Origin of the sequence: Streptomyces tardus (assembly GCF_018101125.2) — a bacterium.
Taxonomy (GTDB): domain Bacteria; phylum Actinomycetota; class Actinomycetes; order Streptomycetales; family Streptomycetaceae; genus Streptomyces; species Streptomyces tardus.
Window position 1 is genome coordinate 3,522,386 of record NZ_JAELVF020000001.1, and the last position, 12,212, is coordinate 3,534,597.

General features: G+C 68.2%; 15 protein-coding genes. 7 read left to right on the plus strand and 8 right to left on the minus strand.

Going from position 1 to position 12,212, the window contains the following annotated elements; all coding sequences use genetic code 11:
• Positions 1-98 precede the first annotated feature (98 nt).
• From JGS22_RS15030 to JGS22_RS15055, 6 genes are all read right to left on the minus strand, one after another.
• Positions 99-512 (minus strand): DUF6238 family protein, encoded by a 414-nt coding sequence (locus tag JGS22_RS15030; protein WP_211043298.1) that lies wholly within the window; start codon positions 510-512, stop codon positions 99-101.
• Positions 513-556: 44 nt separating this feature from the next.
• Positions 557-1,999, minus strand: coding sequence for an SCO6880 family protein (locus JGS22_RS15035; protein ID WP_372454250.1), 1,443 nt, complete (start codon positions 1,997-1,999; stop codon positions 557-559).
• Between the two features lie 120 nt (positions 2,000-2,119).
• Positions 2,120-3,385, minus strand: a complete 1,266-nt coding sequence (locus JGS22_RS15040; RefSeq protein WP_211043295.1) for an SCO6881 family protein — start codon at positions 3,383-3,385, stop codon at positions 2,120-2,122.
• 9 nt (positions 3,386-3,394) lie between these two features.
• On the minus strand, positions 3,395-4,012 hold the full coding sequence (locus tag JGS22_RS15045) for a hypothetical protein (protein WP_308405680.1): 618 nt from the start codon (positions 4,010-4,012) through the stop codon (positions 3,395-3,397).
• Positions 4,013-4,065: 53 nt separating this feature from the next.
• Positions 4,066-4,353 (minus strand): hypothetical protein, encoded by a 288-nt coding sequence (locus JGS22_RS15050; RefSeq protein WP_211041795.1) that lies wholly within the window; start codon positions 4,351-4,353, stop codon positions 4,066-4,068.
• Between the two features lie 60 nt (positions 4,354-4,413).
• Complete coding sequence (locus JGS22_RS15055; protein WP_211041794.1) at positions 4,414-5,493, minus strand: C40 family peptidase; 1,080 nt, start codon at positions 5,491-5,493, stop codon at positions 4,414-4,416.
• 325 nt (positions 5,494-5,818) lie between these two features.
• Here JGS22_RS15055 and JGS22_RS15060 point away from each other — a divergent pair, with 325 nt between their 5' ends.
• The 7 genes from JGS22_RS15060 (at position 5,819) to JGS22_RS15090 (ending at position 10,795) form a co-directional block, all read left to right on the plus strand.
• On the plus strand, positions 5,819-6,568 hold the full coding sequence (locus JGS22_RS15060) for a DNA-methyltransferase (RefSeq protein WP_211041800.1): 750 nt from the start codon (positions 5,819-5,821) through the stop codon (positions 6,566-6,568).
• 145 nt (positions 6,569-6,713) lie between these two features.
• The gene (locus tag JGS22_RS15065) at positions 6,714-7,214 is read left to right on the plus strand and encodes a DUF4913 domain-containing protein (RefSeq protein WP_211041799.1); all 501 of its coding nucleotides are present in this window, start codon (positions 6,714-6,716) and stop codon (positions 7,212-7,214) included.
• Entirely contained in the window at positions 7,211-7,678 is a 468-nt protein-coding gene (locus JGS22_RS15070; protein ID WP_211041793.1) for a hypothetical protein, read from the plus strand. The genes JGS22_RS15065 and JGS22_RS15070 overlap by 4 nt, the downstream gene beginning before the upstream one ends.
• A 44-nt stretch (positions 7,679-7,722) precedes the next feature.
• The gene (locus JGS22_RS15075; protein ID WP_211041792.1) at positions 7,723-8,373 is read left to right on the plus strand and encodes a hypothetical protein; all 651 of its coding nucleotides are present in this window, start codon (positions 7,723-7,725) and stop codon (positions 8,371-8,373) included.
• A 136-nt stretch (positions 8,374-8,509) separates the two neighbouring features.
• Positions 8,510-8,854, plus strand: coding sequence for an SH3 domain-containing protein (locus tag JGS22_RS15080; protein ID WP_308405681.1), 345 nt, complete (start codon positions 8,510-8,512; stop codon positions 8,852-8,854).
• A 694-nt stretch (positions 8,855-9,548) separates the two neighbouring features.
• Positions 9,549-10,370 (plus strand): winged helix-turn-helix transcriptional regulator, encoded by an 822-nt coding sequence (locus tag JGS22_RS15085; protein WP_211041791.1) that lies wholly within the window; start codon positions 9,549-9,551, stop codon positions 10,368-10,370.
• The gene (locus JGS22_RS15090) at positions 10,367-10,795 is read left to right on the plus strand and encodes a hypothetical protein (RefSeq protein ID WP_211041790.1); all 429 of its coding nucleotides are present in this window, start codon (positions 10,367-10,369) and stop codon (positions 10,793-10,795) included. Before JGS22_RS15085 ends, JGS22_RS15090 begins: the two co-directional genes overlap by 4 nt.
• A 111-nt stretch (positions 10,796-10,906) precedes the next feature.
• Here the strand turns inward: JGS22_RS15090 and JGS22_RS15095 are convergent, their stop codons facing one another.
• Both JGS22_RS15095 and JGS22_RS15100 read right to left on the minus strand, forming a co-directional pair.
• Positions 10,907-11,404 (minus strand): hypothetical protein, encoded by a 498-nt coding sequence (locus JGS22_RS15095; protein WP_211041789.1) that lies wholly within the window; start codon positions 11,402-11,404, stop codon positions 10,907-10,909.
• 140 nt (positions 11,405-11,544) lie between these two features.
• On the minus strand, positions 11,545-12,108 hold the full coding sequence (locus JGS22_RS15100; protein ID WP_211041788.1) for an AAA family ATPase: 564 nt from the start codon (positions 12,106-12,108) through the stop codon (positions 11,545-11,547).
• Positions 12,109-12,212 lie beyond the last annotated feature (104 nt).

The following is a 12,212-nucleotide window of genomic DNA, read 5'->3' on the forward strand; positions in this document are numbered from 1 at the left end:
ACGCGAGTTGGCGGGCGGTCTTGCGGCTTTGACGGGTATCGCCGTGCGCGGTGAAGAGAGTGGTGGCTGTGATAGGACGCTGTGGGCTCATGGTCGCGCTACCGGGACAGCTGGGCTGGGGTGGTCTTGCGGCGTACGGCGTGGCTGCCGGCCAGATGCCGCTGGCAGATCGTCAGGACCGCGGGGCCGTCGTGGAGCTGGTCTGCCTTGCACGCGGGGCGGATGTGGGGGTTGTGGACGGGTGGGAGGAGGTGGAATGCGGTGTGCACACTTTCGGCGGCTTGCCACAGCCGGGCGTGAGCGGCGGCGAGGTGTCGGCCAGCGTTGGGGTGCGGGGGGCGGCTGGCGGTGGCGAGGCGGTCCAGCAGCTGGTGCAACAGGGTCAGGTGGTCGTGCAGGACGTCGAGGTGGGTGCGGTCGGCGGGGGCGTCAGCGGCGCGCGAGTGGTGGCGGACCCCGGCGCTGGCGGCACGCAGGTAGGGGTGCGCGTCAGCGGGGCGTGTGGTGGTCAAGCGAAGTTCCTTTCCCGCCCTGCGGGTTGGGCTTTGGCGGAGTGCTACAGGGCGGTGCGGGCGAGGGGAAGCGCGGCGAGGGTGAACGCGGCGGGCTGCTGGAGATACAGGCGCCGCAGGTCTACCTGGGCGGTGACCGCGGCGGTCTCGATCTGTGCGCAGGCTGCGTCGAGGAGGGTGTCGGTGTCCGCGCTGACGACGAGGAGCCCGGTCAGGGCGACATCGGCATGTCCGGCGATCAGCTGACGCTCGCGGTCTTTCACGTCCTGGTATTCCGCCGAGTCGGCCTCGGAGTCAACTTGCCCGCGGCGGCGTCGCTCGGCGGCGTCGGCGACGATGGTGGCCTTACGACGCTGGACATCGCGCAGTGCCGAGTCGAGGCTCCGCGGGACGTAGACGAGGGACAGGGACCGGCGCACTCCGGGGGTGTAAATGAGCTGGTGGAGGAAGCCCGGGGTGGTTTCGACGCGGGGCCAGTCGGAGATCCAGTAGACGGTGTGCCGGGAGGAGTCGGTGCGAAGGCGGTCTGCTTCTTCTGCCTGCACAACGGGTCCGGCGGCTGCCGGGGGCGCTTCGGCTTGTGCGGTGGCCGACCATTTCTGCAGCGCGGCGAGTGCGGCGGGGTCGTAGGCGGTGCGGACGACGGCGGCGATCTCGTGTGCGGTGAGCCAGCCAGTGACGGTCAGGCCGGCGCTGCGGACTGCCTGGGCGACGGTGGAGGTGGTCTGCTGCATGACGGTGAAGGCCGCTGGCATTCCTCCGCCAGCCTGGGTGATCAGGTTCTTGGCGGCCTTGAGGTCCATGGCGATGGCCAGGTAGGTCTCGTGGGGAGCGACGGCGGGCCCGGCGTCGGCCACGAGGTCGGCGTAGACCGGTCCGGCCAAGGGCGCCCCGGGGTGACCCTGTCGATCCCAGTGGCGGGCGAGTGTGGAGCCGGAGTCGGGAACGGTTCGCTCCAAGACCTGGACCGCCGCGATGTTCCCGAGCCGGGCGATTCCCGCGAGCGCGCGTCCCCAGCCGGTGACGGCCTGAGCTTGGGCAGCTGGGTCGAGGAGTGCGAAAGCGCGGCCGGTGACGCGGGCGACGACGGTCAGGGTGTGGTGGTGGGGGTCGTGCACGGCGGCTGCCTGGTTGGCAGAGTCGCCCGGGGTCACCACGCGCAGGCTGGCGGCGGCTCCTGGGAGGTGAAGGAGACCGTCTTGTCGAGGTCGGGTGACCGCGCGAGCCAGCCACAGGGTCTGACCGGTCCGGCGCCTCCACACGAACCGCAGGGCCGCTGGGGCCCAGTCGATCAGGGAGCGGCTGTGACGGCGGGCTGCGACCAGCACGGCCAGGGCCGCCCAAAGCGGCGTGAGCGCCAGCGCACCGAGGAGCCCGGTGGTGACGGTGGTGACGACGAGAAGCGTCAACGCAACTCCTGCCACCAGCAGTTGGGGCATGCTCAGGCCGAGCAGGATGCCGCGGGTCGACCGGCGTGGAAATGTCACGCGGGGCTCAGCGTAGTGATCAGACACGGGCGGAAGGGTCCTCCGAGGACGAGGGCGGAGCCCGAAGGGCGAGGCGGCGAGCCGGAGTTGGTGTTCGTCTCGCCCTTCGGGCAGGAGGGCTTAGCGCCCGGTCGGTGGGGGAGTCCCGGTCTGGTCGCGGGAGGAAGCCGGCGCGCCCTGCGGCGGTGGGCTGGTGGTCGGCGGCGGTGAACGGTCTCCACTGCGCGGGCCGGCTCCGCCGGGTTCCTGCGCGAGGTTCGTCGGAGCGGACCGGATGCCCTTGTCGAGTGAGGTCTTCGCCGTCGTACCGAGGGACGGCGAGCTGGTGCTGTCGGAGCTGCTGCCGGTGGGGTGGGAGGCGAGGCTGCCGCTGCTGGAGGAGGCGGAGGGTCCCTGCGCTGCTGCCCCGGCTCCGGCCGAGGCTCCTGCAGTGGCGACCATCGCGGCGCCCTTGCGGGCGGTCCGCTCGCCGTACTGCCGGGCCATCTGCGCGCCGGTGCCTCCGGCGCGGTGGAGGGTCTCGCCGTCAGCGCCGTCTGCCGCCCAGTGGACGAACTTGAACACTGCGTAGGGGGTGAGGAGGATCATGGCCATGATCACGGTGCCCGCCAGGACGTCAGCGAAGGCGGAGAGCCCGTCCTTGGGTTTCGTGTCGCCCAGGGCCGCGAGGCCGAGGACGAAGATGACCGTCATCAGCAGCTTGCTCGCGACGAGGGTGGAGGTGGCGACGATCCAGCCGCGGCGCCAGCGCCGGGCGGCTTCCCAGCCTCCGCCTGCGCCGGCAAATACGGCCAGCGTGACGAGGACGAGGATGCCGACCTTGCGGACCATCATGACGCACCAGTACAGGATCGCTCCGAGGGAGGCGCCGAGTGCTGCGAGGACCATCACCAGCCAGCCGAGGCCGTTGACCGCGGTCAGATTGTCGACCATGACGATGCGGCGCACGGCCGACTCCATGTTGTGTCCGGACGCCTTCAGCAGGCCGGCGGAGAGGGCGTCGACGACCTCGATCGCGACAGTCGTCACCGCGATGGCGCAGAAGGCGAAACCCACGCCGGCGGCAGTGCCGGTGAACGCCTGGGCCAGCGCCCGTCCGTCGCGGCGCATCGCCGCACGCACGAGCTGCGCGCAGAACGTTGCCACGAGCAGCACCAGACCGATCGGCAGAATCAGCGAGTAGGTGTCGCGAAACCAGGAGGCCCCCAGGTCGACTTTGGTGGTCGAGTCGACGGCGGTCGCCGCCAAGTCGGCGCTGGCGACAGCGAGTTCACCCGCGGACTTGGCGACCCAGTCGCCGATGGCTTTGCCCGGATCGGAGGCGAAGTCGACCGCTTCGCCCACCGAGCAGAGCTTGTCCGCGAGGGGGAGGTCACAGAACCCCATGGGGACTCCTTACGGTGCGACGCGAGGGGCGATGGCAATGAGTGAGCAGGTCGCCTTGGGGCGGCACTGCACCGCGAGGGTGACTGCGCGCTCCTCGGCACCGCCGCCGTCGCCGGCCCAGGAGAGGGTCTGGCGGCCGGTGACGGTCACGAAGTAGACGTACGCCTTCGTGATGGCGGCGGGATCCTCGGCGAGCGCCTCCTGGAACGCGCTCGGGAAGTGGGCGGTCGAGGCGGTGGCCGTGGCGCATTGCTTCTGGTCCGACATGCGCGACCACAGCAACGGGTCGGGTACTTGCCCGCGCACCGAGTCCCAGTCGGCCCAGGTCTCTTCGGAGCTCATCCAGTCGCGCATGCCCGCCAGCTGCTGTGCGCGGCGGGTGTCGCGGGTGTCGTAGGACCAGAGCATCACGGCTGCCTCTTTGGCGTACGACAGCGGGTCGGCCACCTTCGGGGGCGCGGGAACGGAACCTGGGCGCGCAGCGGGAGTGGAGGGCGGGGGCGTGGCGGGGGCACTGCTCTCCGCTGCGGCTGGAGGCTGCTGCGGGCTGTGGTTGTCGCTGCGGGTTGCCCAGGCGATGACGGCGGTCAGGCAGACGAGCACCGTGAGCGCGAGTGCGGCGACCACCAAGCGCTGTTTCGACGTCCACGCGTGCCCGCGGCGGGGCGTGGGGGTGTTCGTCACTGGACTTGGGATCCCAACGCCGAGAAGAAGGCCACGATGCCGTTGGCGGCGCCGAGTCCGAGCGCGGCGCCCGCCGCCACGACGGCGCCCTTCTTGCCGTTGGCTTCGGCCTGGTGGCCGCCGGTGTGATGACCCCAGGCCCACACTCCCAGGGACACGGCAAGGGCGCCGACAACGGCCACTAGCCCGGCCAGATTGATGCTGCTCACGACTGTCTTCAGTACGCCCAGACCGGGTAGGCCGCCGCCGCGCGGCGTGATGCCCGGATCGAAGGCGAGGTACATGAGTGGGCTGATGGGAACTCCTTGCGTGGAGGACGGTGTCGGTGCGGGAGGCGGGGGACGTCAGGTGACGCGGCGCGCGGTGAGGACATCGAGGGTGGCGAGTGGGACGACCCGTACCGGCTTGCCGGTGCGGGGTGCTTCGATGACCAGGCCGCGGCCGAGGTAGAGGGCGACGTGCTCGGGGGCCGCGGCGGAGCCGCGACTGAAGACGAGATCGCCGGGTCTCAGGCTCTTGCGGCTCACGGCGTCCCCGTCGCGAACCTGCGTCTGGCTGGTTCGGGTGAGCGCGATCCCCGCCTGCTTGTAGGACTGCTGGGTCAGCGAGCTGCAGTCGCAGCGAGCCATGGGGTCGGGACCGTCGGCGTCGGTGCACGACCCGCCCCACTGGTAGGGCGTGCCGAGCTGGTGCATCGCCCACACGATCGCTGTCCGCGCCCGCGGGGTTGTGCCTCCTGGCACCGAGTAGCCCTTGGGGGCTTTGCCCTCGGGGATGTCGTCGAACGAAGCAGCATCGCAACTGCTGTCCTCGGGTGGCTCGCCGCTGCCGGGGAAGGTCGCGGCGATGGCCTTCTGCAACGCGGTGGCCAGCGGCTCCCACTGCGCGTACGCGTCCGGGTATCCGGACCGCTGCACAGCCTGAGCGGCTTGCGTCACGGTCATCTGCTGCCAGCCGGCCACCGCCAGCAGCCCCTTGTAGAAACGGGTGCTGGCGTAGACCGGGTCGCGGACCTGCTCAGAGGTTCCCCAGCCCTGGGAGGGCCGCTGCTGGAAAAGGCCCAGGGAGTCGCGGTCACCGTAGTTGAGGTTGCGCAGGCGGCTCTCCTGCATCGCGGTGGCCAGCGCGACGATCTGTCCGCGCCGGGGCACTTCCAAGCTGATACCGGTGGCGACGATGGTCTGCGCGTGCGGCACCTGCTCGTCGGGCAACGGCAGGTCCTTGATCCGCACGTCCGACGCGTCCGCGCCGTCGAGGATGTCGGCTACCTGGTCGGCGATCTTCTCCGAGCCGTCACCGGGCATGCACTGCCAGCGGGCGCTCATGGCGGTGGCATCGCTGGAGCCGGCCAGCATCATCGCCCCACCACCGAGCAGCACAGGTATCAGGCAGACGAAGCCGATGGTGGCAACGAGCGCCTTCACCCGCGGCAGGCGCCCGTCGGGTCCGCAGTGCAAAGCAGCGGGGGGTACCGAGATGGCATACAGACTCCGCAAGATGTGATGGTCGGGGCGGGCAGATAAAAACGGTAAGAGCGGACCGGCCGTCGACCAAACCCCCCACCCTGAGGTACCGAAATCCGGCACATGCGCGGCCTCTAATTGGTCGACCGCAGTCACGGCCCTACTCTTTTAGAGCCTCTCCTGTCGCGCCGTGATTCCTGGTCTGGGCCCCGCCCCGATCCAGTTGCATCTCATGAAGCCATGCGACGAGGCGTCCATTTCATTCCCCACTCGAATCGGGGTATTTTTGTCTTTTTCTCTACGTCATGGTGACGCGCTAAGTGTTCTTTCCGGTCTTCCGGATTCGTGCGTGGATTCCGTCATAACCGACCCGCCCTATAATTCGGGTGGGCGTACCGCAAAGGAGCGTACCGGCCGTTCTGCGAAGCAGAAGTACACTTCCGGTGGCGGCGTTCTTGCCGATTTCACCGGCGAGAATATGGATCAGCGCAGCTACGGATTCTGGTTGACGCAGATCATGACCGAAGCCCGTCGTCTGTCAAAAGACGGAGGTACAGCCCTCCTCTTTACTGACTGGCGGCAACTTCCCGTTACAACTGACGCTATTCAGGCAGCCGGATGGCTGTGGCGTGGCGTGCTGGCCTGGCACAAGCCAGCGTCCAGGCCGCAGAAGGGGCGCTTTACCCAGTCCTGCGAATTTGTGGTCTGGGCCTCAAAGGGGCGGATGGATGGAACTCGTCATCCTGTTTACCTGCCGGGGATGATCGAAGCCTCGCAGCCGTCCGGGTCGAAGCGTCTCCATATCACGCAAAAGCCTGTATCTGTGATGCGTGAGCTGGTGAAGATCGCGCCCCCTGGGGGCACTGTTCTGGATTTCTGTGCCGGATCGGGGTCCACGGGTGTAGCTGCTCTCGAAGAGGGGCGAAAGTTCATCGGGATCGAGAAGACCGCGCACTACGCGGAGGTCGCTTCAGAGCGGTTGACGCAGGCCGTGCGCGAGAACCTGACACAGGAAGACTTCGAACTCGGCGCCTAACCGGTCGTGCGTCGTATTTCCGTGCCGACTTTGATGGCGATTGGAGACTCTGCGTATGTCTGACATCGAAAAGATGCATGAAGGTGATTCCGTGCGTGTGCCGGAATCGCAGTTGGAAGAAATCGATGCCAGCGTGCGCCGACTGATGGAGCAGTCAGCCCAGCAAGCCCGACAGCTCGACCACCTTTCCGCTGCCCCCGCGGAGTCTCCGTTCGCCGCATTCGGCATGCCGGATTTGGGGGGCGCCCCGCCGATGCCCCCTACGGAGGCGCAGCCGATCCTGGAGCTTGAGGGCGAGGCGTACGAAGACGAGCTGGACGCGCTCGTGGACTGGGTGGACTCCTGGCTCATGCCGGTCTACGGAGCCGAGGTCACGACCGCAGCACCGTGGTGTCAGCAGTGGGAGGAACACCAGGACGTCGTCGCCTGGCTCCACAGCCTGTGGCTCGCCTACCAGCAGTACAAGGATCCGGAGTCAGGGCTGGCAGGGCTGTTCGTGTGGCACAGAGACTGCCTCACTCACGCCTTCGCGGTGGTCCGCGCAGCCGGCGGGCCGCTGTCGGCGTGCATGACTTCCCCAGACCGGCCCGCGCACCGAGTCCTGCCCGGTCCGCCTTCCTCAACTCGCGGCGGGCGCAACTCGTGAGGTACGGGCTGAGCTTCGACCCCCGCGTGCTCGTCGATCTCCTCCAGGCCCCCGACGAAGTACGCGACGACGCCCTCTCCTGCCTGCAGGAGATCGTGGCAGGACAGCGTTTCGGCAGGAGCCTGACCGGCGACCTCGACGGCTACAGGAAGATCCCGTTGGCCCAGCGGCGGTGGCGCCTGATCTACGGGCAGCGACCTGCACCCGAGCAGTCGCAGCGCCGCCAGGAGATCCACGTCCTCGCGGTCCGGCAGCGGGCAGACGTCTACGACGAAGTCGGCCGACGGCTGGGCATGACTCGCCGCCCTCTTCCTGCCCGCACCCACGCTGCGCGGTCCCGGCCGCCGCAGCTCGCCACCCGGCCGCCGCTGGTCATCGCCCACCCCTCACCCCACCCGCGACATCCGGCGCCGCTGCCGTCCGAAATCCCCACTGCAGGTACTGCATACCGCCGCCACCACTGACCCTTCGAGAGAACCAGGGAGTTCCCCTGCCACTTGACCCGGAAGTGGACTTCTACGTCGATGACCTCGACGGCCCGCCCAAATTCTGGACCGACATCGGTCTCCACGCCGACATGATGACGCCGCTGGCACACCATCACATCCCCGCTACCAGCTACTACGTCCTGTTCGACCGCTCCACGGAGCACGGGCACCCAAACCAACCGCCCTACCTAGCGCTCCAGATCCGCAGGAGCCAAGAATCCTTCACCTACGAGGCCCGCCGGCTACCGCTGCCCTCCATGGCCCAGTCCTGGCTGATCCACCGAGGATGCCCCGCAGAAGCCATCAGCCTCCGAACCGACCTCGGCCCCGAACCCGGCAACCAGGAGACCGTCGCACTCGAACGCCGACTGGTGAGCGACGGAGACCACTTCGCGATGGGCTACTGCTTCACCCGCGCCGATCCAAGCGACCCGTTCACCGTCGTTGCCCTGCGCGCACTCGACGACCGCCCCGTGCCGTACCGCGTACTCGTCGAAGAAATCGACTACAAGACCTGGACGTACACCCTGCGCGAGATCGGCTGTGAATCCGTAGGCGACGCCCTACGTAGGTGCGAAGACCGAATTCTGGGAAGAGCGAAATCGTCGGGCCGTTCCTCTCCCGTGTCGGCGCAGCCACTCACCGGCCAGCCTTCCCGGCGCCTGCGCTGAAGAACGACTGCGGAATATAGCCGAGAAATAGAAGATGGCCAAAACGGCCGCTCCGAAGACTATTAGACAACGGCCGGAGCGCGTCTCCGGCTGGTTCCCGACGTTTACTTCTGGAGGTACTTTTCGAATGCGTTCCATGCGACGAGCCGTGCTCATCTTGAGTGCGGTGGCCCTACCGCTCGCCGGCACGGCCACCGCAGCATCGGCACTGCCCCCGGTGCCGGACTCGACAGGCGCTGCTGCCGCATCCCCGCTGGACAGGTGTGACCGACCGGGGCCTTGGATCGTCGATGCGACGGCTGTCAAGATTCGATCCAGGGCATCTACTAAGAGCACCAGCGTGGGAATTATCTACCGTGCTCACAAATTCAAGGTGCACAAGTCTGCTAAGGGATGGCACTATATTACAAATGGAAGCACGGGTGTAAAGGGATGGGTGTCTGGAGTCTACGTCTACCGCAACCACCCCACCTGCTTCTAGGAGCACCTTGTTCGACGGCGTGGCGGGCTCAGGGGGCCTCGTGGAAAGCCTGGCTCGAAGAATAGAGTTCCATTTCGGAATGGAAATGGAAGAGTTGAGAAGAGCGACAAGGGGCCTCGGAGTAACTTCCGACCGCGCCAGCATCGTGCACTTGTACAGTCTCCTTGCCGAGTCGCAGACCCTGCTGAGTCGGGCAGAAGACCGCCTTCTCGCCGCGCTCCCAACGGGGGACGAGGCCGATGCCTCGACCGAGCTGGCACACCAAGTGGCCGATGCGGTCGAGACCCGCGACCGCCACGCACAGGCCCTGCGGCGTTGCTTCGCTCCTGACGTCCCCGGACAACAGAGCCCGAAGAACGCCCCCGCTCCTCGCCGAGGCTTCCCCCTCCCGAGAGGGGAGAACCCGGCTCCGGCCCGTCCCGCACCCGCCCAGGCACCAGGAGTGGGGCGGGCGCGGTAAGCAGCCGGCACCTGCCCAGCTAGACGGACACCGCCTCATCCCGAACGCCCAGGAGGAGCCGCCAGCCATGCTCGCGGCCCTCCTGGGCATGCCGCACCCTCTTGATCACGTCGAGCGCGCCGTCTCCCACCGTCCCCCTCGCTCAACCCGCCGCGCCTCCCTGTTGCCCCCGCGGGCCTGCGACGACAGCGGCGGCGCCCACCCGCTGAACCATCCCTTCTTGAGGAGTTCTCCTTGGCCACGACGGGTCTGCCTCCCGAACTCGACGCCGACATCGACAGGGTCACCGAAGCCCTCGCGATGATCACGCCGCGCTGGCACGTGAAGATCATGGTCGCCCTGGGTGGGCCGCCCCTGCGCTACAGCGACCTCGCCAGCCGACTTCCCTATCTGCGCCCCGGTCAACTGCACCCGAAGCTGCAGACCTTGTGCCACGCCGGTCTAGTGCTGCGCACCGAGCACACCGCACGTCACGTCACCTACGAAATCACCGATCGCGGCGCCACGCTTCTCGCCATCCTGCCCGAGATAGCGAGTTGGGCGGAGCGCCACCTGGAGCCTTCGACCCGCCCAATCACTGCCGTCGAGCAAGTGGAAGACGGCCTGGCCCTCCTTGCACGCCGGCACGCCACCGCCGCCCTCTGGGCCCTCAAGGCGCGCGGTGCCGCCAGCGGTACGTCCCTGGCCGCCACGGTCATGCCCGACCACCACCCCAGCGCCATCTACCCGACGCTCCGCCAACTACGGGAAGACGGCCTCGTCCACCTCGCCGCGACCCGCCACCGCTATCAACTCTCGATCGCCGGCGGCTCCCTCGGCCCCGTCTTCAGCGCGGTCTCGGCGTGGTCGGCCGGCAAGCCCGCCAACGCCGCACACCACACCCTGTGGGGGCGAGCGCGCCCCGCCGTACCGGCCTCCACGCGAGCCCCACGCCACAGCCGCCAGGCAGCGCCCACAACGCTCCCTCCGACCAGGTGGCGGCACCGAGAGCTGTTTTCCCACCCCACCGCGACTGCGCTCGCGGCCTCACTCCCGGCAGGAAACCCGCACCGATGAACTCCCGCGCCCAGCTCTGTGCAACGTTGGCCTCTCCCGGCCCCGGCCTGATCCGCCTGATCACCGAGATCGACGACCACGGCCCTATACCACCCGGCGCCCTCGCCGCCACGCTTCCGGACCTCACCGAGCACCACCTGCGCCAAGCTCACTCTCAGGCCTGCGCACTCGGCCTAGCCCACCACCCGCACGGCATCGGGCTGGCCCCGACCACCGCGGGCTCCGCCCTGGCGGACCTCTACCACGCCGCTGCCCGCTGGGCCCGCCGGTGCAATCGGCCGACACCTGTTGCGAGCTTCACCGACCGCGCCCAGTACACCCTCGACTTGCTGTTGCGCGCCGAGCCGGGGCCAGATGCAGAGGTCGGTCTCCCGCGGGAGTTGCTGGACCATTTGCTGGACACCGCCGAGAGGAACTGCCACTGAACCTTCGTCAGTGTGCCCGTCCACCGCACCTGCTTGGGCTACCTGCCCGCCCCAGAACGCGAAAGGCTGCACGCCGCAGTCCGATGGGCCGCACGTAACGGCGCTCTCGTCCTACGGCGTCCCGTCGGTACCGGCCGAAGCGGCGCTTGGATTGTCAACTACGTGGCGGTAGAGAGACTTCGCAGCCTGAGCGGAATCGAGCCCAACTGCAGCGGCGACCTCTTCGAAGGTGAGTAGTGGCTTGGCGGTGCTTGCCGTGGGGTGACGTGCCACCACGAGGAAGAATTGTCGCATCGCGACTAGTTCACTTAGGGCATCCTCCAGCAGCGCGAAGGCGGCAGCGACGTCTTCTCTGCGATCGTCCAAGACTTCCGTACTTGGCCCCATCACCTTGCTCCACCACCGGTGCTCTCGGAGCATCCTGGTCACCTGGTAACCCAGAACTGCACTCAGAAGTTCGCTGCTCGCGGTCTGCGGCTCACGCTTGCGGATTTCCGGAAGGACAGCGGCGTAGCGCTCTGTGAGCCGGGCGAGCGCTCCGGCCTGGTCCTGGTCAGTCCCGTACGACAGCGGTTGCTGGAGTTCTTCTGGCATCTGCTTACTCGTCACGCACTCATTCTTGGTGACCAGCCGCCTGCGACAACACGCTGTGCAGTAGCGCAGTGGTGTGCTCGGAGGGGCGCGCAGGCGCGCTGCAGGCCTGGCGGGCGGAGTGTTTCGCGGACTGACACGACCCGGGTGCGGGACGTTCAGGAAACGGCGCCCTCGGTCCAGGCCCGCTTGAGGATCTCGTCCACGGTCTGGTCGACCGTCTGGTCGGAGGTGTCCAGCCAGAGGCCGACCTCCGGGGTGCTGCCGCGCAGCACCGTCTCGAGGTCCTTGGGCTGCCAGTCCGGGCCGTACCCGGTCTTGGCGCGCTTCTCCTCCCGCGCCAGCACGGCGTCGGGGCTGGGAGCGAGGACGACCACGGCCAGTGGCCGGCTCTTGATCGTCTCGGTGATCTCCTGGAGGTGCTCGCCGAGCAGGATGTCCTGGATGATCGCGGTGAAGCCCGCCTGGCAGTACGCGTCGGCGGACGCCGCTGCCAGTCGGTGCCGCAGGCGCAGCTGCTCCAGGGCTTCCGGCTCCGGGTCGGCGGTCATGTTGACCTGGCCGTTGACGATCATGCGGCGGAAGAAGTCGCCGCGCACGTGAACAGAACGGTCCAGCCGCTCGGCCAGAGCCTGTGCGACGGTCGACTTGCCCGCCGCGGAGATGCCCGACAGGACGAGGACGCCCCTGCTGCCCCCGCCACCCGGAATGTTGTCTGCCATCAGGGACTCGTCCTTTCAGCTCGTCGCGGCGGACGCACCGCTGCATCAGGCCGACGGGCAACCGCGTTGTGCATTCGACGCGTTGGAGCGCAGGGCTGCACCTT